At 73.8% G+C, this 23111-nt stretch carries 19 protein-coding genes; 10 read left to right on the top strand and 9 right to left on the bottom strand.

Features of this window, described 5'->3' with window-relative positions:
* Positions 1-118 precede the first annotated feature (118 nt).
* The 5 genes from ABZ234_RS28260 to ABZ234_RS28240 all read left to right on the top strand — a co-directional run bounded on the left by ABZ234_RS28260 (position 119) and on the right by ABZ234_RS28240 (position 4519).
* Positions 119-1228, top strand: coding sequence for a helix-turn-helix domain-containing protein (locus ABZ234_RS28260; protein ID WP_355014051.1), 1110 nt, complete (start codon positions 119-121; stop codon positions 1226-1228).
* Between the two features lie 173 nt (positions 1229-1401).
* The gene (gene rimO / locus ABZ234_RS28255; RefSeq protein WP_344184295.1) at positions 1402-2850 is read left to right on the top strand and encodes a 30S ribosomal protein S12 methylthiotransferase RimO; all 1449 of its coding nucleotides are present in this window, start codon (positions 1402-1404) and stop codon (positions 2848-2850) included.
* A complete protein-coding gene (gene pgsA / locus ABZ234_RS28250; protein ID WP_267946032.1) occupies positions 2847-3449 on the top strand; it encodes a CDP-diacylglycerol--glycerol-3-phosphate 3-phosphatidyltransferase in 603 nt (200 codons plus the stop codon). The genes rimO and pgsA overlap by 4 nt, the downstream gene beginning before the upstream one ends.
* Entirely contained in the window at positions 3446-4003 is a 558-nt protein-coding gene (locus ABZ234_RS28245; RefSeq protein WP_267946031.1) for a nicotinamide-nucleotide amidohydrolase family protein, read from the top strand. The genes pgsA and ABZ234_RS28245 overlap by 4 nt, the downstream gene beginning before the upstream one ends.
* Positions 4004-4162: 159 nt before the next feature.
* Positions 4163-4519 (top strand): helix-turn-helix transcriptional regulator, encoded by a 357-nt coding sequence (locus tag ABZ234_RS28240; RefSeq protein WP_330160277.1) that lies wholly within the window; start codon positions 4163-4165, stop codon positions 4517-4519.
* 120 nt (positions 4520-4639) lie between these two features.
* Here the strand turns inward: ABZ234_RS28240 and ABZ234_RS28235 are convergent, their stop codons facing one another.
* From ABZ234_RS28235 to ABZ234_RS28215, 5 genes are all read right to left on the bottom strand, one after another.
* The gene (locus ABZ234_RS28235; protein ID WP_267946029.1) at positions 4640-5104 is read right to left on the bottom strand and encodes an Rrf2 family transcriptional regulator; all 465 of its coding nucleotides are present in this window, start codon (positions 5102-5104) and stop codon (positions 4640-4642) included.
* A 259-nt stretch (positions 5105-5363) separates the two neighbouring features.
* On the bottom strand, positions 5364-6836 hold the full coding sequence (locus tag ABZ234_RS28230) for a glycoside hydrolase family 3 N-terminal domain-containing protein (RefSeq protein WP_355014050.1): 1473 nt from the start codon (positions 6834-6836) through the stop codon (positions 5364-5366).
* A 190-nt stretch (positions 6837-7026) separates the two neighbouring features.
* A complete protein-coding gene (locus tag ABZ234_RS28225) occupies positions 7027-8001 on the bottom strand; it encodes a carbohydrate ABC transporter permease (RefSeq protein ID WP_355014049.1) in 975 nt (324 codons plus the stop codon).
* A complete protein-coding gene (locus tag ABZ234_RS28220) occupies positions 7998-8990 on the bottom strand; it encodes a sugar ABC transporter permease (protein ID WP_267946026.1) in 993 nt (330 codons plus the stop codon). Before ABZ234_RS28220 ends, ABZ234_RS28225 begins: the two co-directional genes overlap by 4 nt.
* Positions 8991-9083: 93 nt before the next feature.
* Entirely contained in the window at positions 9084-10361 is a 1278-nt protein-coding gene (locus tag ABZ234_RS28215; protein ID WP_352982873.1) for an extracellular solute-binding protein, read from the bottom strand.
* Between the two features lie 259 nt (positions 10362-10620).
* On the opposite strand from ABZ234_RS28215, the gene ABZ234_RS28210 reads away from it, so the two are divergent.
* A complete protein-coding gene (locus ABZ234_RS28210) occupies positions 10621-11835 on the top strand; it encodes an ROK family transcriptional regulator (protein ID WP_355014048.1) in 1215 nt (404 codons plus the stop codon).
* Between the two features lie 104 nt (positions 11836-11939).
* On the opposite strand, the gene ABZ234_RS28205 is transcribed toward ABZ234_RS28210, so the two are convergent.
* The 3 genes from ABZ234_RS28205 to ABZ234_RS28195 all read right to left on the bottom strand — a co-directional run bounded on the left by ABZ234_RS28205 (position 11940) and on the right by ABZ234_RS28195 (position 18155).
* A complete protein-coding gene (locus ABZ234_RS28205) occupies positions 11940-12707 on the bottom strand; it encodes a hypothetical protein (RefSeq protein ID WP_355014047.1) in 768 nt (255 codons plus the stop codon).
* Between the two features lie 113 nt (positions 12708-12820).
* Entirely contained in the window at positions 12821-13309 is a 489-nt protein-coding gene (locus tag ABZ234_RS28200; RefSeq protein WP_330160298.1) for a GNAT family N-acetyltransferase, read from the bottom strand.
* Between the two features lie 112 nt (positions 13310-13421).
* Positions 13422-18155: a DEAD/DEAH box helicase gene (locus ABZ234_RS28195; RefSeq protein ID WP_355014046.1), complete on the bottom strand. Its 4734-nt coding sequence runs from the start codon at positions 18153-18155 to the stop codon at positions 13422-13424.
* A gap of 78 nt (positions 18156-18233) precedes the next feature.
* Between ABZ234_RS28195 and ABZ234_RS28190 the strand changes: the two genes are divergently transcribed.
* From ABZ234_RS28190 to ABZ234_RS28175, 4 genes are all read left to right on the top strand, one after another.
* Complete coding sequence (locus ABZ234_RS28190) at positions 18234-18428, top strand: DUF3046 domain-containing protein (protein ID WP_267946021.1); 195 nt, start codon at positions 18234-18236, stop codon at positions 18426-18428.
* A 184-nt stretch (positions 18429-18612) separates the two neighbouring features.
* Positions 18613-19743 (top strand): recombinase RecA, encoded by a 1131-nt coding sequence (recA, locus tag ABZ234_RS28185; protein ID WP_355014045.1) that lies wholly within the window; start codon positions 18613-18615, stop codon positions 19741-19743.
* On the top strand, positions 19736-20335 hold the full coding sequence (gene recX / locus ABZ234_RS28180; protein WP_355014044.1) for a recombination regulator RecX: 600 nt from the start codon (positions 19736-19738) through the stop codon (positions 20333-20335). The genes recA and recX overlap by 8 nt, the downstream gene beginning before the upstream one ends.
* Positions 20336-20400: 65 nt before the next feature.
* On the top strand, positions 20401-20739 hold the full coding sequence (locus ABZ234_RS28175) for a glyoxalase superfamily protein (protein ID WP_355014043.1): 339 nt from the start codon (positions 20401-20403) through the stop codon (positions 20737-20739).
* Positions 20740-20800: 61 nt separating this feature from the next.
* Here the strand turns inward: ABZ234_RS28175 and ABZ234_RS28170 are convergent, their stop codons facing one another.
* Positions 20801-22945, bottom strand: a complete 2145-nt coding sequence (locus ABZ234_RS28170; RefSeq protein ID WP_355014042.1) for a prolyl oligopeptidase family serine peptidase — start codon at positions 22943-22945, stop codon at positions 20801-20803.
* Between the last annotated feature and the right edge of the window lie 166 nt (positions 22946-23111).

Genomic DNA, 23111 nt, shown 5'->3' with positions numbered 1-23111 from the left:
CCGGTGCCCTCTTTGGCGTGTTCTTGAGAGCTTCATGGGGCGTGGTGAACTGCGTCGGCGACCCCCGGACGGCAGAGTGGAGACCATTCAGTCACACACAGTCGCGGAAGGAGTGCGCATGGCGACGATCGGTCAGACCCTGTCCGGCGCCCGAATCGCGGCGGGGTACACGGTCGCGGACCTCAGCGCCCGTACGCGCATACGGCAGTCGGTCCTCAAGGGAATCGAGGAGGAGGACTTCGTCCCCTGCGGCGGGGACTTCTACGCACGCGGCCACATCCGCGGCCTCAGCAGGGCGCTCGGCCTGGACCCGGCGCCGCTGCTGGCCGAGTACGACCGCGAGCACGCGTCGTCGGACGCCCCGGCCTTCGTCCCCCCGCCGCGCCACCCGGCGGCCTCGCCCGCCGCGGTCAGGGCGGCGGTGGCCGCCGAGCGGGGCGAGGCGTACGCGGCCGACGACGAGGAGCCGATGGCGGGGCCGCTCCCGAGCTTCGGCGAGGACGACCCCGGTGCCGCCGCCGAGCGCTGGGGCCACTTCGAGCGGGACCAGCGCCTGCGCCCCGGCGTGCGCGGGGGCCGTTCCCGCGGGGAGGCGGAGGACGCCGGCCCCGGAGCGCAGGAGGCCGGCTCCCGGCGGGGCACCCGGGGCGTCCCGAGGCCGAGGGAGGACGCCGGCACCCGGCCCGGGGACACGAGGCCCGCGCCGCGCCCCGCGGTCACGGCCGCGCGCAGGCGGCGGGGCGAGGCGGTCCGCCGCCACTGGCCCTGGGCCGTGGTCGGCGTCATCATCCTCCTGGGAGTCGTCGTCGGCGTCCGCACCTGGCAGGACTGGGACGGGGGCAACCCGCTGCGCACCGCGTTCGAGTCCAACGGGGGCGGCGAAACCGTGGACTCCGCGGTCCTCCCGGGGGAGGGGCGGGCGGGCGCGGACGACGCGGCCGTCGTGCCCGCGGCGGAACAGGCCGAGGAGCCCGCCGAGTTCACCCTCGGGCTGGAGTCCGCCGGACGCAGCTGGATCAAGGTCACCGCCCCCGACGGCAGCGACCTGTTCACCGGCTTCCTCCTGAAGGGCGAGCCGCAGGAGTACGCGACGGAGGAGGGCGTCAGCCTGTGGGTCGGCGACGCCGGCTCGGTCGAGGTCTCCGTCGACGGCGAGGTCCTCGGGCCCGCCGGGGAGATCGGTGAGGTCAAGGAGGTCGCCATCGGCCCCGACGGCTTCGACCGGTGACGTCACGGCCCGCTGCCTGGGGGAAGACGGGCCGGGGTACGGGCGGGTGAGCCGACCAAGGTAATGTGGGGGGCTGCGGGCGGCGCCCACCGGCGCCGCGCCGTGCGCGCGGTCCGAGCGGTCCGCCCCGGCCCCCGCATCACACTCGAAGCTCTCCCACACGCTTGGAAGCCATGTCATCGCGCCGTACTGTCTCTCTCGTCACCCTGGGGTGTGCGCGTAACGAGGTCGACTCCGAAGAGCTGGCCGGGCGTCTGTCCGCGGGCGGCTGGGACCTCGTCGACGGCGACACCAAGGCCGACGTCACCGTGGTCAACACCTGCGGGTTCATCGACGCGGCCAAACAGGACTCCATCGAGACCCTCCTCGAAGCGGCCGAGAACGGCGGCAAGGTCGTGGCCGCGGGGTGCATGGCAGAACGGTACGGCTCCGAGCTGGCCGACGCCCTCCCCGAGGCCCAGGTCATCGGGTTCGACGACTACTCCGCCATCACCGACCGGCTCGACGACGTCGTGGCCGGCCGCAAGCTCGTCCCGCACGACCCCCGCGACCGGCGCACGCTCCTGCCCATCAGCCCCGCCGACCGCGACGCCTCCCAGGTGCACGTCCCCGGCCACGCGGGCTTCGCCGAGGCGCCCGGGGCCGACGGCACCGAGCTGCCCTACCGCGCGGCGGTGCCGCGCCGCCGTCTCACCGGCGGGCCGGTCGCCAACCTCAAGATCGCCTCGGGCTGCGACCGCCGCTGCACCTTCTGCGCCATCCCGACCTTCCGCGGGGCCTACCTCTCCCGGCACCCCGACGAGATCGTGCGCGAGGCCGAGTGGCTGGCGGGGGAGGGCGTCCGCGAGGTCTTCCTGGTCAGCGAGAACTCCACGTCCTACGGCAAGGACCTGGGCGACGTGCGCGCCCTGGAGAAGCTGCTGCCCCGCCTCGCCGCAGTGGAGGGCCTGGAGCGCGTCCGCGTCAGCTACCTCCAGCCCGCCGAGGTCCGTCCCGGCCTGGTGGACGTCCTCACCGGCACCCCCGGCGTCGTCCCCTACTTCGACCTGTCCTTCCAGCACGCCAGCGGCACCCTGCTGCGCCGCATGCGCCGCTTCGGCGACCGCGAGCGCTTCCTGGAGCTCCTGGACACCGTGCGCAAGCGGACCCCCGAGGCCGGGGCGCGCTCGAACTTCATCGTGGGCTTCCCCGGTGAGACCGAGGCCGAGTTCGAGGACCTGGTCTCCTTCCTCTCCGAGGCCCGCCTCGACGCCATCGGCATCTTCGGCTACTCGGACGAGGACGGGACCGAGGCACTCTCCCACGAGGGCAAGCTCCCGGCCGAGGTGGTCCAGGAGCGCGTGGACCGGCTCAACCGGCTCTCCGAGGAGCTGATGGTCCAGCGGGCCGAGGAGCGGATCGGCACCGAGGTGACCGTCCTGGTGGAGAGCGTGCTGGAGGACGGCGCCTACGAGGGCCGGGCCGACCACCAGGCCCCCGAGGTGGACGGCAGCACCATCCTGTACGGCGAGGGCCTCGCCGTCGGCGACCTGGTGCCCGCCACGGTCGTCCAGTCGGCCGGCGCCGACCTCGTCGCCGAGCAGGACGAGACCCGGCCGGGCGGGGAAGCCGGGGACAGATGAGCACCCACGACGCGGCGACGCCCGCCCCCCACGTTCCGCTGTGGAACATCGCGAACATCCTCACCATGAGCCGCCTGGTCATGGTCCCGGTCTTCGTGTGGTTCATGTTCCTGGACGGATCATGGTGGCGGTTCGCCGCCTTCGCCGTCTTCGTGATCGCCGCCATCACCGACCGCATCGACGGCGAGCTCGCCCGCCGCCACAACCTGGTCACCGACTTCGGCAAGATCGTCGACCCGATCGCGGACAAGGCGCTCACCGGGTCCGCGCTCGTCGTGCTGTCCCTCCAGGGCGACCTGTGGTGGTGGGTGACCATCGCGATCCTGGTCCGCGAGTGGGGCGTCACCGCCCTGCGCTTCGCGGTCCTGCGCTACGTCGTCATGCCGGCGAGCAGGGGCGGCAAGCTCAAGACGGTCCTCCAGATCGTGGCCATCAGCGTCTACCTGTTCCCGCTCCAGGTCCTGCCGTTCAGCGACCTCTTCGTGTGGTTCGCGCACATCGTGATGGGCGCGGCCCTGTTCGTGACCCTGTGGACCGGCGGGGCCTACGTGCTGGACGCCGTGCGCGCCGTGCGCGCGAGGAGGGACACCGGGGGATGAACCAGCAGGAGGACCGGGTGGGTCTGGGCTCCGAGGTCAGGGAGTTCCCCGTCGAGTCGCTGACGGCTGCCGGGGCCGTCCACCGCGCCCTGCTGGAGAGCGGTGGGACCTGCGCCACCGCCGAGTCCCTGACGGGCGGCCTGATCGGCGCCCACCTGACCGCCGTCCCCGGTTCCTCCCGCACCTACCGCGGCGGCGTGGTGACCTACGCCACCGATGCCAAGGCGGCCGTCCTGGGGGTCCCCGAGGACCTCCTGGCCGAGCACGGAGCCGTGCACCCCGACGTGGCCGCCCACATGGCCCGCGGCGCCAGGCGCCTGTTCGGCGCCGACCACGGGGTCGCGGTGACCGGCGTCGCCGGACCCCAACCCCAGGACGGGCAGCCCGTCGGCACCGTCTATGCGGCCGTCGCCACCTGGGACGACCGGACGTTCGTCCGCCGGTTCAGTTTCACCGGGGATCGTGCGGGTATCCGATACCGCACGGTCGAGGGCGCGCTGTCGCTCCTGGACTCGGTTGTTCGCGGGAGCACGGCGGGAAACACCCGGACCTGAACCATTGGGGCAGTCCTCCCTCTCCCGGCACTCGGGAACAAAACCACCCCCGAGTGAGGTTCCCCCTCCAGCGAACAGGACGGCAAGAGGTGCCCGAATCGGGCGTGGGGCAGGTACGGTGTTGTATATGAAGGTCGCTACCGGTGGGAGGGAGCGCGAATGATGGTCCTGCTTCGTCACCTACTGGGTGACGTGCTCAGGCGGCTGCGGCAGCGCCAGGGCCGCACCCTCCGCGAGGTGTCGGCCGATGCGCGTGTATCCCTCGGATACCTGTCCGAGGTCGAGCGCGGGCAGAAGGAAGCCTCTTCCGAACTGCTCTCGTCGATCTGCGGGGCCCTGGGGGTCCCGCTTTCGCAGGTTCTGAGGGAGGTCTCCGACCAGCTCGCCCTCGCCGAGCTGCAGGAGGCCGCTCTGCTGGGTGACGCGGTCACGACCGACCCCGTCCCCGCCCAGGACCTCGGCATCGAGCCGGTACCGGATCGTGTTCCCCAGGTCGCCGACATGGTCGGGGTCTGACCCCGGCCGGGAACTGTCCGTACAGCCGCACCCTGACCACGTGAAGGAGCCGGCCACCCTCGGGTGGCCGGCTCCTTCACGTGCGGGACGGCGCGAGGACGCCCGCCGGCGCAGCCGCGGTCAGCGGTGGGTGTGGTTCACCCAGGCCTCGGGGTCCTCCGCCAGCGTACGCACCGCCTCGGGCAGCTCGTTCGTCACCAGGTGCTGGAGGTTGACCCCCTCCAGGATGGCGCGCTCGCTGGCGCGCAGCGCGATCCACACCTGTTGCAGGCTGCGGGCCGCGCCGTCGTAGTCCACGTGCTCGGGGCGTTCCCCGCGCACGTTGGCGAGCGGCCCGTCGACCGCTCGGATGATGTCGGCGAGAGAGATCTCCGCCGCTGGTCGGGCCAGCCAGTAACCGCCGACGGGGCCGCGTTGGCTGCGCACCAGCCCGGCACGGCGTAGCTGGGTGAGGATGTTCTCTAGGAATTTTCCGGGGATGGCCTGAGCGCGTGCTAGCTGCTCGGCCGTCACCGGCCCGTCGCCGGCGACAGCGAGTTCCGCTGCCGCGCGAAGCGCGTAATCGACCCGGGCTGAAAGGCGCATGCTGTGATTATGCCGTGGTTAGAAGGGCGAATGGGGCACCGGGCGCCGGCAGGTGTGCCGACGGACCGGGATGCTACAGGCCAAGGGTACTTCTCCTACCGGGTTTCGGGGACACCGGCGGTGTCCCTCCCCGGCGCCCGCGCTCCGGGTTCCCGGGCGTCCGGCGGCGGGACGCGGCGGACCGCGTGAACGGATCCGGCCCGGCCCCGCCGTGCGGCGGGACCGGGCCGGGAGCGCCGGACCCCGGGGGAGCGGGGCCTCAGCTCACGCCGGGGGCGGGCGCGCCCACGGCGCCCCCCAGCAGTTCGGCCGCGCTCAGGCCGTTCACGTGCGCGGCCCCGTAGGTGCTCACGTAGGCGCCGCAGTCGGGACGCCAGATGGGAAGGCCCATCTCCACCACCACGGCCCCGGGACGGGCGTCGAGCAGGCGGCTCACGAGCGCCCGGGCCTCCGGATAGCGGTGCGCGTCCCTCACGACGACCACCAGGTCGCGCCCCCGGGCGCCGGCGAGGAGCCGGTCCGCCTGGGCGGCGTCGGGGGCGACGCGCTCCGAGCCGGGGAACCAGGGGGCCAGCCCCCAGGGGACCTCGCCCACGGCCATGCCGGCGGGGGCGTCCACCTCGACCACGAACGGGTCGCTCAGGGGCGGGAGGTCGCCGTCCACGCGCACGGCGCGGCGGGCCCCGGCCAGCCCGACGGGCTCGTCGGCGGGGGCGGCCGCCCTGCGCGCGGACGTCTCGCGGATCCAGGTGCGCAGGCGCGCGTTCCGCTCGGCGGCCTCCTCCAGGCGCTGCCCGGGGAGGCGGCCCTCGCGCACCGCGGTGACCAGGGCGGCGCGGATCAGCTCGATCTGGTCCTCGTAGACCCGGCGGCCCAGGCACAGCAGGTCGACACCGGCGGCCACGGCGAGCACGCTCGCCTCCGGGATGCCGATCCGGCCGCTGACGCCGTCCATGTCCATGGCGTCGCTGACCACGGTGCCCCGGAAGCCCAGCTCGTCGCGGAGGAGGTCGTTGAGGATGTGCGGCGCGAGCGTGGCCGGGCCCTCGCCGCCCAGGCCGGGCAGCTCGATGTGCGCGGTCAGGATCGACTGCACGCCGGCCTCCACGGCCGCGCGGAAGGGGAGCAGCTCGCGGCGGTGCAGGAGGTCGGCGTCGGCCTCCACGCGGGGAAGCGTGTGGTGGGAGTCCTGGGAGGTGGCGCCGTGGCCGGGGAAGTGCTTGGCGCAGGCGGCCACGCCGGCGGCCTGGAGGCCGATCACGGCGGCCGCCGCGTGGCGGGCCACCAGTTCGGCGTCGGAGCCGAAGGACCGGGTGCCGATCACGGGGTTGTCGTCGGCGACGTTGACGTCCACCGAGGGCGCCAGGTCCAGGTTGAAGCCCAGGGCGGCGAGGCGGTCGCCCATCGAGCGGTGGGTGTCGCGGGTCAGGTCCGGGTCGTCCACCGCGCCCAGGGCCGCGTTGCCCGGGTAGTCGCTGCCGCGCGCCTGGCCGATGCGGGTGACGTCGCCGCCCTCCTCGTCCAGCGAGATCAGCGGGGTGTCCGTGGCCTCGGACAGGGCCGCGTTCAGCGCGGTCACCTGTTCGGGTGTGTCCAGGTTGTTGTGGAACAGGCAGACGCCGGAGATGCCGTCCGCCAGACCCTCCAGGACCCAGCGAGGGGCGTGGTAGGACTCGAAGGGCACCAGCAGCGTGGCGTTGGCCAGACGCGCCAGGGTCGGGTCGTACGGCATGACGAGCTCCGTTCGGTGAGCATAGGGGTGCCCGGGAGGTCACCACTGGAGCCGGCGGCTCCCCATCGGGGTGGTGAGGGCGACATTCGGGCAGACGGGTGGCGGGAACACGGGTAGGGAAGCGGTGCGGCGGGCGTGCCCGGGCGGGGCCCGCGGCACCGGCCGCGGTCCCGCCCGGGGTGGGGCCCGGTCAGCCCTTGACGGCTCCCATGGTCAGACCGGAGACCATGCGCCGCTGGACGAACAGGAAGAAGACCATCACGGGGATGGTCAGCAGGGTGGAGGCCGCCATGATCGGTCCCCACTCGGTGCCGAACCGGCCGAAGTAGTACGACAGGGTCAGCGGCAGCGTGTAGTGGTCCGTGCTGCGGCCCAGGAACGTCAGCGCGACGATGAACTCGTTCCAGGCGGTGATGAACGCGAAGATGCTCGCGGCGACCAGGCCCGGCGCGACCAGCGGCATCAGGATGCGCCAGAAGATGGTCCAGGCGCTGGCGCCGTCGATGGCCGCGGCCTCCTCCAGCTCCTTGGGCACCGCCGCGACGAACCCGCGCAGCATCATGATCGTGATCGGCAGGGAGACGGCCGTGTAGACGATGAGCAGGCCGGACAGGTTGCCGAGCAGCTGCACGCCGCTGGCGTCGGACAGCTGGCGGAAGTTGAGGAAGATCGAGATGATCATCGCTTCCATCGGCACCATCTGGATGATCATCAGCAGGATGATGAACGCGGTGCGCAGCTTGAACCGGAAGCGGGCGACGGCCACCGCCGCGAGCAGCGACAGGAACGCTCCCATGCCCACGGCGAAGAGCGTCACGACGAGGCTGTTGCCCAGGAACTGCCAGAAGTTCACACCCGGGATGAGCTGGCCGTTGACGACCCGGTCGAAGTGCTCCAGGGTCGGCGCGCTCGGGAACAGGGTCTGGTTCCGGGTGAAGATCTCGCCCACCGGCTTGAAGGCCGTGACGACCATCCAGTACACCGGGAAGACCGAGAAGAGGAACACCGCGATCCCGGCCAGGTACAGCGGCAGGGAGCGCAGGCGGCGCAGCGGGCTGCGGCGGTAGACGCGCTCGGCGCCCCGGCGGCGCCCGGCTCCGGAGCCGCCGGTCGCGGCGGTGGCGGCCCGGGCGGAGGGGCCGGCGGTGTTGTCGATCGCGGTCATCGGGTCTCCCCCTGGCGGATCATGATGCGCAGGTAGTACGCGGTGACTCCGAGGATCATCACGGTCATGACCACCGCGATCGCCGAGCCCATGCCGTAGTTGGCCGGGCTGGCGCTGAACCCCTGCTGGTAGATGTAGTACGAGAGCAGGTAGACGTCCTGGTTCTGGAAGCTGTTCGCCAGGATGTACAGCTGGGTGAACACCCTCAGGTCCCAGATGATCTGGAGGACGAGCAGCAGGGCGAACAGCGGGCGCAGCATCGGGAACGTGACGTTCCAGAAGGCCTTCCAGGCGCTCGCGCCGTCCATCCGCGCGGCCTCGTACAGCTCGTTCGGGATGCTCTTGAGCCCGGCGAGGACGGAGACGGCCACGAACGGGAAGGACTGCCAGACGATCACCATGATCAGGACCGAGAACAGCGAGCCCGGTTCGAGGAACCAGTTGTACTCCAGCCATCCGCTGCCCACCAGCCAGTCCGGCATCCGGTCGAGGACGACGTTGACCAGGCCGCGCTCGGGCAGGAACAGCCAGCGGAAGACCAGCGACGCGCTCAGCGCGGGGGTGGCCCAGGCGAGCATCATGCCAATGGACACGAACCCGGCGAACCACTTGGGCATCTTGTGGAGCAGCAGGCCCACGAGGGTGCCCAGCACCATCGTGATGCCGACCATCAGCACGCAGACCACGACCGTGTTGCGCAGGATCGTCCAGAACGTGGGGTCGGTCAGCAGCTGCTGGTAGTGGGCGAAGCCGTTCCATTCCGGGCCGGGCTGGTTCGGAAGGAGGTTGCGTGTGGTGAAACTCGTGAGCGAGTACCACACCATCTGCACGATCGGCCAGAGCAGCACGACCGCGAGGAGGATCAGTGCCGGGGTGATGAGCAGGTACGGGGCGGGAGTTCTGCGGCGGCGCGGCGCGGTCTCGTCGGAGGCCGGTGCGACGGCCTCCTCGTCCCCGCGCGGTTTCGCCGGTTCGACGGTGTGTGCCATGGTCTTCTCAATCGAGGCGTGGGCCGACCGCGGCGGGCGGGGTCCGGGAGGGACCCCGCCCGCGCACGGCTCTGCACAGTGGGGTGGAGAGGACTACTCGACCGGCTCGTTGAGGATCGAGGCCAGTTCCTCGTTGGCGGCGCCCAGGACCTCCTCGGCGTCACCGCCGCGGACGATGTCCAGGACGGCGCCGGGCAGGATCTTGCTGTCCTGGTCGGCCGCGGTCCAGCGCGGGGTGGTCGGGAAGAAGCGGGTGTTCTGCATCTGCGTGGCGGCCGCCGCGCGCTCCGGGTCCTCCTGGTACTCGGGGGTCTCCAGGAGAGCCGGGTAGGCGGGGAAGAAGCCGGCGACGTCGGCGTAGCCCTTGCCGCCCTCCTCGTCACCGAGGACGGTGAGGAGGTCGAAGGCCTCGTCGGGGTGCTCGGTGGTGGTGAAGACCGTCAGGGCGGAACCGCCCGCGAAGACGGGGGCGATGCCGTCGGCGCCGGGGATCGGGGCGGAGGCGATGTTCTCCAGGACCGCCGGGTCCTCGGCCTGCTCCTCCATGGAGCCCAGGGCCCAGCCGCCGTCGATGTACATGCCCAGCTCGCTGTTGGCCATGTCGGCCAGGGCGACGAGCTCGTTCTCGCCGACGTAGCCCTGCGGGGAGATGCCGTCGGTGGTCAGGCTCGCGTAGAACTCGACGGCCTCGACGGTGGCGGGGTCGGTCAGGTTGCCCTCCCACGTGTCGCCGTTCTGGGTCGCGATCTCACCGCCGTTGCTCCAGATGAAGCTGGCGATGCCGTTGGTGAAGTCGGTCGGAGCGGCGAAGCCGGGGACGTCGTACTCCTCCTGGATGGCCTCGGAGACCTCGACGAGCTCGTCCCAGGTGGCGGGGGGCTCGTGCCCGAGCTCCCGCAGCCAGTCGGCGCGGTAGTAGAGGGTGCGGACGCCGGAGAACCACGGGACGCCGTACTGCACGCCCTCGTAGGTGCCGTACTCCAGGGCGTTCTCGTCGATGCCCGCGGCGGCGTCCCAGCCGCCGACCTGCTCGCTGATGTCGAGGAGGGCGCCCTGCGCGGCCCAGCCGGCCACCTGGTCGTTGCCGACCTCCAGGACGTCGGGGGCGTCACCGCCGGCGAGGGCGTTGGTGATGGACTCCTGCGCGTCGGGCCAGGGGATGAACTCGACGTCGACCTCGACACCGGGGTGGGTCTCCTGGAAGCGGGCCTCGGCGTTGTCGAAGTACTCGACGAGGGGGTCCTGCGAGGTGCCCATGACCCAGACGGTCAGGCTCTCGGCCTCACCGCCGCTGGAGTCGTCGGAACCGCCGCCGCAGGCGGCGGCGAGCAGGACTACGGCCGTGGCCGCTGCGATCTTGGGGAACCTCATGTGTACCTATTCTCCCTTCGCACCACGCGCCGGGGATTCGACGCCTGTGCTCAAGCCGGGCTGGGATGATGGAACGATCACCCACCGACTCGACGTCTCTGTGGGGGTTGTGCTGGGATAGCACGTTGGCCGCCCCGCCGGCGCGGGTACCGGAGGGCCCGAAATTAACGCGGACCTGCCAGGACGTGACCTCTTGTGAGGTTGTGAGCTAAATTAACAGGAAACTTTCCTAATAAAAACAGGGTGAGGTGTCACGGTTATGTCTCAACGTCCGGGGACTCCCCGGCTGCTACGCCAGCTCAACGACCGCGCGGCACTGGAGCTACTCCTGTCCGCGGGGCCCTTGACCAGGACGCAGCTGGGAACGCGGACCGGCCTGTCCAAGGTGACCGCCTCCCAGCTGCTCGCGCGGCTGGAGGAACGGGACCTGGTACGCGTCGTCGGCAGTCAGGCGGGGGGCCGGGGCCCCAACGCCGCCCTCTACGCGGTGGTTCCGGAGAGCGCCTACGTGGCGGCCCTCGACGTGAGCGCCCACTCGGTGACCGCGACGATCGCCGACATCACGGGCCGGGTGATGAGCGAGGTGACCGTCGACCCGAGCGCCTCCGACGACCCGGTGTCCCTCGTCCACACCGCCGTCATGCGGTTGGCGGACACGGCCGGGGTCCCCCTCGACAGGGTGCGCGCGTGCGTCATCGGCACACCGGGCGTCGTCGACCCGCGCACCGGCGACATCCGCTTCTCCTTCGACCTGATCTCCTGGCACGAGGGCATCCTGGAGGCGCTGCGGGCCGACCTCAAGCGCTCGGTCATGATCGAGAACGACGTCAACCTGGCCGCCCTGGCCGAGCACGCCGAGGGGGCCGCCGTGGGGGTCGACGAGTTCGTCCTCATCTGGCTCAGCGCGGCGGGCGGCGTGGGCATGTCCACCATGATCGACGGCCGCATCCACCGGGGCCGCTCCGGCGGAGCGGGGGAGATCGGCTACCTGCCGGTCCCCGGCGCGCCGATGCCGGTCGACGTCGGGCTGTCCGGCGGCTACGAGTCCCTGCGGGACGGTGCGACCAGGGAACTGCCCCACGGGTTCCAGGCACTGGTCAAGGCGGGACAGGTGGTGCAGCTCGCGGCGGAGTACGGGATCGACGGCACCGACGTCGTGGACGTGGTGGAGAAGGCCTCGGCGGCCGGATCGCCCGAGGGCGACGCGTTCCTGGACGCCTTCGCCGAGCGCCTGGCGCGGGGGGTGGCGGCGGTCAGCGTCATCCTCGACCCCGGGCTCGTGGTCCTGGGCGGCGACGTCGCCCGGGCCGGAGGCGCCAAACTGGCCGAGAGGGTCCAGGCGGCCGCCGCCCGCATCGCCCCCAACGCCACCGAGGTCGGCCTGGGCCTGGTCGAGGGCAGCCCCGTGGTGCGCGGCGCCCTCCTGCACGCGCTCGAACGCGCCCGCGACGACGTGTTCTCCTCGACCGTCTGACCCGCGCTCCGCCGGCCGCCGTGTCCCCGACCCTCCTCACCCGTCGGGGGCACGGCGGCCGACGCGTGTCCGGGGCCGGTTCGGCCCCGACCCGGGGCCCGGGGTCAGAGTACGGGCTCGAACGAGTCCAGCACCGCGTCCACGAGGTCCCCGTACACGGGCAGGCCCGCCGCGGGGATGTCGGCCTGGACGAGGTATCCACGGCCCTCCTCCTCGATGACGGTGTACTGCCAGACGACCCACCGGTCGGGTTCGTCCCGGTCGCTGTTGGTGTAGGTCAGCTCCAGGCGGGTCGTGTCCCACCCGGGCGGAGCCGAGTGGTCCTCCTCCAGGGCGACCCTGCGCACGTCGGATAGGGCGGAGACCTCGGAGAGGCCGGCCTCCCACCCCTCCTGTACCTCTCGGGAGGTGAGCCCGTCGCCGTCGGTCTCGTGCACGTTGAAGCAGAACGTGTGCTCACCGCCGGGCGCCGTGATCCTCCGGAAGACGAAGGTCCCCGAGGCCTCGTCCGGTGAGTCGACGCTCGGCCCCGCGACCTCCCACCCCTCGGGGTGCCGGAGGGTCGCGTACTCCCCGGCGAGCTCGACGAGGGCGGGGGCCTCGGCCGCGGCGGAGGGGGAGCCGGTCGCCGCCGGGGCCGCCGCCTGCGCGAGGGGAGCCCCCGGACCGAACGCGAGCAGGGAGCCCGCGACCGCCGTGACGGCCACCAGGCTCAGGCCGATCATCACCGCGCCCTGCGCCCGGCTGCCGGGGGGATGGGGAGGGCGGTCCCCTTCCGTCGCGGTCGTCGCGGGCTCCTGGGCCGGGGGCCGGTGGGGGGAGGGAACGGCGTCGGGACTCGGCACGGGGGCCTCCGGTGCGAGGGGGGACACGGGATCGTGAGTCTACGGCGTGTCGTGCGGACGCTCCCGGCCGGTACGGCGCCCGCGGCGTCCGGCCCGGGGTCCGCGGCGGTCCGCCGCGGGCCCCGGGCCGGACGGGCCGTTCAGGGGCCGGGGGAGAGGGGGCGCTCCATCACCACGCGCGGCAGGACGCCGATCCCGGCCCGCTCCTCCGCCTCCCACACCTGTTCCAGCGCCGGACCCCAGTCGGCGCGGGGCACGACGGAGAACCCCCGCGCCGCGTACCAGGGGCCGTTCCACGGCAGGTCGCGGAACGTGGTGAGGGTGAGGCGCGCGTGTCCGGCGGACGCGGCCCCGCCGCACACCGCCTCCAGCAGCGCCGAGCCCGCGCCGCGCCGTCCGTGGGCGGGGTGGACGGCGAGCTGTTCCAGGTGGGGGCCCTCGCCGACGGTCACGGTCGCGGCCAGGCCGACGACCGGCCCGCCCCCCGGTGCGCACGCCACCAGGACCTCCTCCACGTGCGCGAGCATCTCCCGCGGGTCGTCCGGCGGGAGCACCACGCCGGCGTCGGCGAAGACCGTGTCCGCGGCCAGGGACACCTCCACCACGCGCGGCTCGTCCTCCGGCCGCATCGGCCGGACCTCCAGGTCCACGAACGCCTCCCCTCCGTGCCGGCCGGGCCCCTGCCGGCCGAGGGCCATTGTGGACCCGCCCCCGCCGTGCGGCAACGGGTTTGCGCGCCGGTCAGGGCCGCAGGCGCAGCCCCTTGGGGGTGACGTGGAACCCGGCCGACACCAGGGCGGCGTCCACAGGGGTCCCGAAGACCTCCGTCCCGTCCGAGCGCTCCACGGTCAGCGCGCCCAGGGCGCCCTCCCGCACCACCCCGGCCAGCGCCCGTGCGGCCCGCTCCAGCAGGTCCGGGGGCGAGCCGAACGTGAGGACGGAGCGCCCTCCCCTTCCCACGTAGAGGGTCGGGCGGCCGCCGTCGACCACCACCACCGCACCCGGGTTCCGGCCCGGACGCGACGCCGAGTCCTCGGGGCCCCTCGGCCACGGCAGGTCCGTGCCGAACGGGTTGGCCGGGTCGGTCGCCGCCAGCACCACCGGCGCGAGCGCCCCGCCGGGGACGTCCCCGGACAGCGCGCGCAAGCGGTCCACCGCCCCCGCCAGCGCGAACTGGGCCCCGCCCAGCCCCTCCACGAAGTAGCCGCGGCGCGCCCGCCCGGACTCCTCCATGGACCGCAGCACCCGGTACTCCTCCTGGGAGACGTTGCGTCCCTGCCACCCCCTCACCAGCAGGCCCGCGCGCTCCAGCCGGGCCTCCACCCGGGCCAGCGCGCGCCGGGTGGGGTCGGGTTCCCGCTCGGGCAGCACCCACCAGCGGCCCGCAGCCGAGGTAGGCCCCGACCGGGTCGGCAGCACCGGCCGCCGCACACGCCCCGCGCGCGAGGGGGCCCTGCGCGGCGCCGTTCCCGCGCCCAGCCGGGCGCGCAGCGGGGCGAGCGTGTCGTTGGTGACCAGCCCGTCCCACACCAGCGCCCACAGCGCGTCCACCAGGTCCCTGTCGGTGACCGCCGCGGCGCCCAGGGCGCGGGCGGCCCGGTCGGCCACGTCCCGGAAGAACAGGGCCCCGCCCTCCCGCAGCGCCTCCAGCACGGTGTGCGGCAGAGTCCCCTCCTCGGGGAGCAGGGGGTCGGGCAGCAGCACCGCCGCCTCGTCCGCCGGGACCAGCGTCAGCCACCCGTCCTCGCCGGGCAGGGGCCCGACCCCGGCCCAGACCACCTCGCCCGCCTGGGTCAGCTCGTCCAGGCGGTTCGGGGCGTACCCCTCGACCCGGGCGGGCAGCACCAGCGACTCCAGGGACGAGGCCGCGACCGGAGCGCCCCGCAACGACTCCACCGCCTCGAACACGGCGTCCGGCCCGCGCCACCGCTCCGAGGGGGTCGCACGCTGCCACATCGGCGCGAACCTGGCGAGGACGGCCGGGTCCACGGGCTCCACCTCCCGGCGCAGGCGCGCGATCGAACCGCGCCTCAGCCTCCGGAGCACGTCGGCGTCGCACCACTCGGTGGCAGCCCCTCCCGGCCGCGGGGCCCCGCCGCCGGCGGACGGCGGGGAAGCGGTTCCCTCCGGCCGGAACCCGCCCTGGGACACCCTGCCCTCGCGCGCCAGGACGCGCAGCACCCCCAGGACCCCGTCCTCGGGCAGGCCGAGCCGCTCCGCGGCCTCGGCGGCGGTGAACGGACCGTGCGTGCGGGCGTACCGGGACACGAGGTCGCGCCGGGCGTCCGCCACCGGTTCGAGCAGGGCGGCGGGCACCCCCGGCGGGGGCTCGGCGCCCAGGGCGTCGCGCAGCCGCGCCACGTCCTCCACCGCGCACCAGCGCCCGGCCGCGCCGGGCCGCTCCCCCGGAAAACGCATCCGCACGATCCGGCCCTCGGCCGCCAACCCCTCCAGCCACGCCTCCTCCACACCCCGCACGGCCGCCTCCTCCGTCGTCAGCGGCCCCACCTCGCGCAGCAGGTCCGCCGCGCCCTCGGCGTCCCGCACCGGGGCGGCGGTCCGCTGGAGCAGGGCGCCGACGTGCTCCACCACGTCGGGGTCGAGCAGGTCCCGCAGGTCGGCGTGGCCCAGGAGGTCGGCCAGCAGGGACGGGTCCAGGGTGAGGGCCTGCGCGCGCACCTCGGCGGCAGGGGCGTCGCCCTCGTACAGGAACGCCGCCGTGTACTCCATCAGCAGCGACTGCGCGAACGGCGACGCGCGCTCCGTGCGCACCTCCACCACCCGTGTCCGCCTCGCACGGAGGTCGCGGAGCACCTCCACCAGCGCGGGCACGTCGAACACGTCGCGAAGGCACTCGCGCACCGTCTCCAGCACGATCGGGAACGACCCGTACCGCCCCGCCACCGACAGCAGGTGCGAGGCCCGCAGCCTCTGCTGCCACAGCGGCATCCGCCGGTCCGGGCGCTGGCGGGGGAGCAGCAGGGCCCGCGCCGCGCACTCCCGGAACCGGGAGGCGAACAGGGCCGAACCGGTCAGCTCGTCGGTGACGACCCCCTCCACCGTCTCGGGGTCCAGCGCCACCAGGTCGGCCAGCCCGCCCGCGCGGTCGAGCCCCTCGGAGTCGGGCAGCCGCAGCACGATCCCGTCGTCGCCGTGCACCACCTGGGCGTCCGCCCCGAACCGCTCCCGCACCCGGGCCGCGATCGCCAGCGCCCACGGCGCGTGGACCCGGGCCCCGAGCGGCGAGTGGACCACCGCGCGCCAGTCGCCGACCTGGTCGCGGAAGCGCTCGACCACGACCGTCCGCTCGTCCGGCACCTGACCGGTGGCCCACCGCTGGTCGGCGACGTAGGCCACCAGGTTCCGGGCGGCCCAGCGGTCCAGCCCGGCTCCCTCGGCCAGGGCCAGCGCCTCCTCCGGGCCGGAGTCGGCGAGCTGCCTGGTCATGGCGCCGATCGCGCGGCCCAGCTCCACCGGGCGGCCCTGGGCGTCGGCCTTCCAGAACGGCATCCGGCCCGGTCTGCCCGGCGCCGGGGAGACCAGGACCCGGTCGGCGGTGATCGCCTCGATCCGCCACGACGTGGAGCCCAGCACGAACACGTCGCCGACGCGCGACTCGTAGACCATCTCCTCGTCCAGCTCGCCGACCCTGGTGGGCGCCCTGCCCCCGTCCTGCCCCGCGAGGTGCACGCCGTACAGGCCGCGGTCGGGGATGGTGCCGCCGCTGATCACGGCCAGCCGCTGCGCCCCCGGCCGCGCGCGCAGGACGTCCGCCTCCCGGTCCCACACGACGCGCGGGCGCAGCTCGGCGAACTCGTCCGAGGGGTAGCGGCCCGAGAGCATGTCCAGGACCGACTCCAGCACGGAGTCGGCCAGGTCGGCGAACGGGGCCGCCCGCCGCACCAGGGCGGCCAGCTCGGCCACCGGCCAGTCGTCCATGGCCACCATCGCCACGATGTGCTGGGACAGCACGTCCAGCGGGTTGAGCGGCATCTCCAGCCGTTCGATGCCGCCCGCGCGCATGCGTTCGGCGACCACGGTCGTCGCCAGCAGGTCCCCCCGGAACTGGGGGAGGAACACGCCCTGCGAGGTCTCGCCGACCCGGTGACCGGCCCGCCCGACCCTCTGCAGCCCGCTGGCGACCGACGGCGGCGCGGCCACCTGGACCACGAGGTCGACCGCGCCCATGTCCACGCCCAGCTCCAGGCTGGAGGTGGCCACCACGCAGCGCAGGCGCCCCGCCTTGAGGTCGTCCTCGATCAGCGCCCGCTCGGCCTTGGACATCGAGCCGTGGTGGGCGCGCGCCACCACCGCCTCCCCGCCCCTGCTCTGGCCGGACTGGCCCATGACCTGCGCGGCCGGCCCCTCCGGCGGGAGCTCGGATCCGTGCCGCTCCGCGTACAGGTCGTTGACGCGGGCGCACAGCTTCTCGGCCGTGCGCCTGCCGTTGGTGAAGACGATCGTGGACCGGTGGGACTCGACGAGGTCCAGGACCCGGCGCTCGACGTGCGGCCAGATGGACCCTCCCCGACGGGCTCCGAGGCCGCGCGGGTCCGGCTCCGGGAGCTTCCCGGCGTCGTCGGCGCGGGGCCGGGGGGCGAGCGGCCCGGGGCGGCCGGGGGGAGCGTCCCCGCCGAGCCCCTCCGCGTCCGGGGCCCCGGGGAGCGGCGCGGGCTCCGCGCCCGTCTCCTCCGGGGCGCCGGGCGGCAGGGCCGCCGCCTCCGGGGCGTCGGGCTCCTCCATGTCGGGGACGGGCACCACCACGCGCAGGTCCAGGCCGGGGGAGTCGGGCGGGCAGACGATCGCGGCTCCGCCGAGGAACCCGGCGACGAGCTCGGGCGGGCGCACGGTCGCCGACAGGCCGATCCGCTGCGCGGGCCGCTCCAGCAGGGCCTCCAGCCGTTCCAGGCTCAGCGCCAGGTGGGCCCCGCGCTTGGTGCCCGCCAGGGCGTGCACCTCGTCCACGATCACCGTCTCCACCCCCGAGAGCCCCTCGCGGGCGCGCGAGGTGAGCACGAGGAACAGCGACTCGGGCGTCGTGATGAGGACGTCCGGAGGACGGGTGGCGAGCCTGCGCCGCTCGTCGGCGGGGGTGTCCCCGGTGCGCACGCCCACGGTGACCGGGGACAGGTCCCGGCCCGCGGCGCCGGCCGCGGCCGCGATCCCCGCGAGGGGGACGCGCAGGTTGCGCTCCACGTCCGCGGCCAGCGCCTTGAGCGGGGAGACGTAGAGCACGCGGCACCGCCTGGAGCGGTCCTCGGGAGGGGGAGAGGTGAGCAGGCGGTCCAGGGACCACAGGAACGCGGAGAGGGTCTTGCCCGACCCCGTCGGGGCCACCACGAGCGTGTTGCTCCCCCCGGCGACGGACTCCCAGGCGCCCGCCTGCGCCGGGGTCGGGCCGGCGGGGAAGGCCTGGTCGAACCAGGTCCGCGTGGCCGGTCCGAAGCGTTCGAGGGGATGCGACACACGACTCATCCCGCCAGTGTGCCCGCCGCGGGGGACAGAACGGCGGAAGGGCCGCGGCGGGCGCGCCGATCCCCGATACTGGGGCCGATGAGACTCACTGCTTTCTGGAACAACATGCACCAGCAGTTCGGCGAGGCGTACGCGCAGAGCCTGGCCAAGGACTACGTCATCGAGGGTCTCGGCTCCAGGACGGTCCAGCAGGCGCTCGCCGACGGGGCGAGCCCGAAGGAGGTGTGGCGGGCGGTGTGTGACGCGTTCGACCTCCCGTTCTCCGTGCGGTGACGGAGCGGGCCGCCGACGCGCCGCGACGACGGTTCGTCCACGGGTCGCCCACGAAATCGAACAGAGGTTCGGATAGTGTGGGTTGTCCACAGGCGAACGTCGGACGTCGCGATTGTCGTACCGACCGCGTAGCGTCGTGGGCATCATGAAGAAGAAGGCACCCACCCAACAACAGGGGTATCCCGTGGCATCTGGAGACCGAGACAAGGCTCTCGACACAGCGCTCGCGCAGATCGAGCGGCAGTTCGGCAAGGGCTCCATCATGCGCCTGGGCGACGATGATCGCCCGCCGATCGAGTCGATCCCCACCGGGGCGATCGCCCTCGACGTGGCGCTCGGCATCGGCGGTCTGCCCCGGGGGCGGATCATCGAGGTCTACGGCCCCGAGTCGAGCGGCAAGACCACCGTCGCCCTGCACGCGGTGGCCAGCGCGCAGAAGCTGGGCGGCATCGCCGCCTTCGTCGACGCCGAGCACGCGCTCGACCCCGAGTACGCCAAGAAGATCGGCGTCGACACCGACAACCTCCTGCTCTCCCAGCCGGACACCGGTGAGCAGGCCCTGGAGATCGTCGACATGCTGGTGCGCTCCGGCGCGGTCTCCATCGTCGTGATCGACTCGGTGGCCGCACTGGTCCCCCGGGCCGAGATCGAGGGCGAGATGGGCGACAGCCACGTCGGCCTGCAGGCCCGCCTGATGTCGCAGGCGCTGCGCAAGATGGCCGGCGTGCTGCACCAGACGGGCACCACCGCGATCTTCATCAACCAGCTGCGCGAGAAGATCGGCGTCATGTTCGGCTCCCCGGAGACGACCACCGGCGGCAAGGCGCTCAAGTTCTACGCGTCGGTCCGCCTGGACGTCCGCCGTATCGAGACCCTCAAGGACGGCACGGACGCGGTCGGCAACCGCACCCGGGTCAAGGTGGTCAAGAACAAGATCGCGCCGCCGTTCAAGCAGGCGGAGTTCGACATCATCTACGGCGTCGGCGTCTCCCGCGAGGGCAGCCTCATCGACCTGGGCGTGGAGCACGGCATCGTGCGCAAGTCCGGCGCCTGGTACACGTACGAGGGCACCCAGCTGGGCCAGGGCAAGGAGAACGCGCGCACGTTCATGCGCGAGAACGTCGACCTGGCCAACGAGATCGAGAAGAAGATCAAGGAGAAGCTGGGCGTGCCCGTCAAGGGCGACGACAGCGCCTCCGGCTCCGCGGCCGAGAGCGGCAAGGAGCCCGCGAAGGACTCGGCGGACACCGCGGCCAAGGCGCCCGCCAAGCGCGCCCCGGCCAAGACCGCCAAGGCGCCCGCGCCGGATGCGTGACCGGGGCCGGCCCGGGGGGCGGCGCCCCTCCGACGGCGCACGCCCCGAGGACACCTCCGAGCACACCTCCCCGGGCGGGTCCGGACCGCCCGGGGACGATCCCGAGGCGCAGGCCCGCGCCCTGTGCCTGCGGATGCTCACCCACTCCCCGCGCACACGCGCCCAGCTCGAACGGGCACTGCACCGCAGGGAGTTCCAGGAGGAGGTCGTCGACGCCGTCCTGGGGGCGTTCGGCGACGCAGGGCTGATCGACGACGCGGCCTTCTCCCGCGCCTGGGTCTCCTCCCGCCACCACGGCAGGCGGCTGTCCCGACGCGCCCTCGCCCAGGAGCTGCGCACCCGGGGCGTGGAGGAGGACACCGTCAAGGAGGCGGTCGCGGAACTGAGCGACCAGGACGAGGAGGAGGCCGCCCGCGACCTGGCCCGCCGCCGCCTCGCCACGACCCGGGGCAGGGACCGGGAGGTCCGCATCCGGCGCGCCCTGGGCGTCCTCGCCCGCAAGGGCTACTCCTCGGGCCTGTCCTACCGGATCGTCCGCGAGGAACTCGAACGCGAGGGCGTCGAAGCCGACCTGTACGACCCCGACCTCTGACCGGGACGCGCCTCCCGGGTCGGCCGCCCGCGCGGTCCGCGAGACCGATGACCACGGGAGGTCCCGTGCACGGGGAAGCCGTCCCGATCCTTCGCGTCGCCGACGCCGACGCCGAAGCGGCCTCGGCCCGGTACCGGCGCCCGGGCTCCACCCACGAGTGGGAGCACCGGTTCGAGCCGGGCCTCCCCGCCTTCGTCGGGGTCGCCCGCGGGCAGGTCCGGCCGTTCCTGTCCGAGCACGAGGGCGACGCCCGCCCCGACACCCTGGTCCACCTGCGGGTACGCGACGTCGACGCGGGCGCCGCCGAGTTCGGGGCCCCGGTGGAGGGCGCCCCCCGGGCCCGCGGGACCGAGCTGCGCGCCCCCGACGGCAACCGCCTGCGGGTGGGCACCCCGAAGGACTGACCCGCCCCGCTCCCCGGAGCGGGGCGCGGGGGCCGGCACCGCCCCGCTCACGCCGACCGCCTCACTCGGAAGCGGACGCCCCGGCCGTTCCGGCGGGGTGCGCCGCCTGTTCGCCGGACCCCCGGTCACCGGCGGAGGCCTCCGCGGGGGGATCGGCGCCCTCGTCGCCGGTCGCGGCGGTCCCCGGATCCGCCGCCGCGTCCGCCCCGGGCGGTCCGGCGGGCTCCGGCGCGGGGCGCGGCTCCGGCGGGTCGGTCACCAGCTCGAGTGGGGCCACGTCCGCCGTGAACCCGAACACCCTCGCGTAGAAGGCCAGCTCGGCCTCCAGCGCCCGGACGCGGACGTCCTCCGCGGTGAACCCGTGCGCCTCGCCCTCGAACTCCAGCAGGGCGTACGGGGTCCCGCCGCGCCCCAGCGCGGTCGCCATCGAGAAGGCCTGGTCCGGGGTGACGACGGGATCGTCCAGCCCCTGCAGCAGCAGCACCGGGGCATCGATGTCCCCGGCCCGGTTGACCGGCGAGCGCTCGCGGTACCGCTCCACGAACCCCGGCAGCGTGCCGACGAGGGAGTCCAGGAACCGCGACTCGAAGTCGTGCGTGCTCTCGGCGAACCCCAGCAGGTCGGTCACGCCGAACAGCGACACCCCGCAGGCGAAGGTGTCACCGGTCAGCGCCATCAGCGCCGTGTACCCGCCGGCGCTCGGGCCGCGGATCGCCAGCCGCTCGGGGTCGGCCACCCCCTGCTCCACGAGGGCCCGCGCGGCGGCGGAGCAGTCCTCCACGTCCACCACGCCCCACTCCTTGTGCAGGCGCTTGCGGTACGAGCGGCCGTACCCGGTGGAACCCCCGTAGTTGACGTCCACCACGCCGATCCCGCGGCTCGTGAAGTACGCCTTGGCCAGGTCGAACTCCAGCGTGCTGACCGACACCGGGCCCCCGTGCGCCCACACCACGTACGGCGCGGGCCCCGTGGCCCCGGCGCCGGGGTTGGTCGGCGGGTACACGTTGGCGTACACGGGCGCCCCGTAGCGCCCGGGGAGCCGTTCCTGCCGGGGGACGGGGAGGTAGGCGGGGTCGGGCAGTTCCTCGGCGGCCCGGCGCAGCACCTCCACCCGTCCCGAGACCGGGTCCAGCCGCACCAGGCACGGGGGCTCGGCCGGGGACGAGGCCACCGCCACCACGGAGCGGCCGTCCGTGTCCAGCATCCCCCACGTGGTCAGGTCGGTCGCCACGGGTGTCAGGTCGAGGGTGTCGGGGTCGTACACGCCCGGCGTCAGGTCGGCGTGCCCGTGCAGCGCCACGACCTTCCCCGACTCCAGAACGCAGAAGGACCGGTTGCCCAGCCGGCCCGGCGAGGCGTGGAACTCCTCCTCCGCGGGGTACAGGGCGATCGGCTGCCCGGTCGTCCCCGCCTGGTACAGGTTCCACCAGCCGGGCCAGTCCGAGGCCACGTACAGGGTCGCGTCGTCCACCCAGGCGGGGGACACCACCGACTCGTCCACGCCCCCCTTGATCGTGTACTCGGCGGACAGGCCCGTCTCGCCCAGCGCGCCCACGCGCAGCTCACTGCCGTCCCAGGGCATGCGCGGGTGGTTCCAGCGCACGTAGGCCAGGTGGCCGCCACCGGGCGAGGGGGTGGGCGAGGCGTAGAAGTCCGCCCCCGACACCAGCTCGCGCACCGCCGACGGGTCCTCGGCCCCCCGACCGGAGAGCGGCACCGCCACGATCGACCGGCGCACCGCGCCCCGCGCGTGCTGCTCGCGCACGCACAGCACACTGCGCCCGTCCGGGCTCAGCGCGGGGTCGGCGTAGCGCAGCGCCGCGGGCTCCTCGGGTTCGGGTGTGAGGGGAACCGGCTCTCTCGTCCCGCGTTCCAGCAGGTAGAGGCGCTGGTCGGAGGATCGGCAGAACACGACGCCGACACGGGCGATGGCCTTGTCGTCACGGCGGGGGACGGGCAGGAAGGCCCGTCCCCCGTACTCGTGCACCCGCGTGCCCGCGCTCCAGGGCGCGGACAGCAGGTCGGTCACCGTCCCGTCGGCGTCCCGCCGCATGAGGGTGGTCCGTCCCTCCTCCGGTCGGCTCTCCTCCCACCAGACCTCGTCGCCCACGACGGAGGGGAACGCCATCCGGCGCACTCCTCGGGCGACGTCGCCGGCGCTGATGGGCGATGGCCAGGAGCCGTAGGGGCTCGACAGTTCAGACATGTCCCGCTCAGGATGGGTCGTGGGTTCGATCAGATGACATGTCGACCTTAGTCCTCACACGCGTCCCTGTGCAGTCCCGCAGGGACCCTGTGTCCGGGTGCGAACGGCGACGGCCCCGGGGCCCCCCGCGGGGGGGGGGGGGGGGCGGGCCAGAAAGGGAGATCGG

The sequence above is a fragment of the Nocardiopsis sp. NPDC006198 genome (assembly GCF_040613895.1).
In the GTDB taxonomy this organism is placed as follows: Bacteria; Actinomycetota; Actinomycetes; order Streptosporangiales; family Streptosporangiaceae; genus Nocardiopsis; species Nocardiopsis tropica.
This window is presented reverse-complemented; position numbering and strand designations above follow the sequence as displayed.

Coding starts and splice junctions, on each gene's coding strand:
- recX (WP_355014044.1), top strand. CDS start 19,736: ATGCGTGACCGGGGCCGGCCCGGGGGGCGGCGCCCCTCCGACGGCGCA.
- ABZ234_RS28245 (WP_267946031.1), top strand. CDS start 3,446: ATGAACCAGCAGGAGGACCGGGTGGGTCTGGGCTCCGAGGTCAGGGAG.
- ABZ234_RS28210 (WP_355014048.1), top strand. CDS start 10,621: ATGTCTCAACGTCCGGGGACTCCCCGGCTGCTACGCCAGCTCAACGAC.
- ABZ234_RS28225 (WP_355014049.1), bottom strand. CDS start 8,001: ATGACCGCGATCGACAACACCGCCGGCCCCTCCGCCCGGGCCGCCACC.
- ABZ234_RS28235 (WP_267946029.1), bottom strand. CDS start 5,104: ATGCGCCTTTCAGCCCGGGTCGATTACGCGCTTCGCGCGGCAGCGGAA.
- rimO (WP_344184295.1), top strand. CDS start 1,402: ATGTCATCGCGCCGTACTGTCTCTCTCGTCACCCTGGGGTGTGCGCGT.
- ABZ234_RS28170 (WP_355014042.1), bottom strand. CDS start 22,945: ATGTCTGAACTGTCGAGCCCCTACGGCTCCTGGCCATCGCCCATCAGC.
- ABZ234_RS28190 (WP_267946021.1), top strand. CDS start 18,234: ATGAGACTCACTGCTTTCTGGAACAACATGCACCAGCAGTTCGGCGAG.
- ABZ234_RS28195 (WP_355014046.1), bottom strand. CDS start 18,155: ATGAGTCGTGTGTCGCATCCCCTCGAACGCTTCGGACCGGCCACGCGG.
- ABZ234_RS28260 (WP_355014051.1), top strand. CDS start 119: ATGGCGACGATCGGTCAGACCCTGTCCGGCGCCCGAATCGCGGCGGGG.
- ABZ234_RS28220 (WP_267946026.1), bottom strand. CDS start 8,990: ATGGCACACACCGTCGAACCGGCGAAACCGCGCGGGGACGAGGAGGCC.
- ABZ234_RS28230 (WP_355014050.1), bottom strand. CDS start 6,836: ATGCCGTACGACCCGACCCTGGCGCGTCTGGCCAACGCCACGCTGCTG.
- ABZ234_RS28215 (WP_352982873.1), bottom strand. CDS start 10,361: ATGAGGTTCCCCAAGATCGCAGCGGCCACGGCCGTAGTCCTGCTCGCC.
- ABZ234_RS28240 (WP_330160277.1), top strand. CDS start 4,163: ATGATGGTCCTGCTTCGTCACCTACTGGGTGACGTGCTCAGGCGGCTG.
- ABZ234_RS28200 (WP_330160298.1), bottom strand. CDS start 13,309: ATGCGGCCGGAGGACGAGCCGCGCGTGGTGGAGGTGTCCCTGGCCGCG.
- pgsA (WP_267946032.1), top strand. CDS start 2,847: ATGAGCACCCACGACGCGGCGACGCCCGCCCCCCACGTTCCGCTGTGG.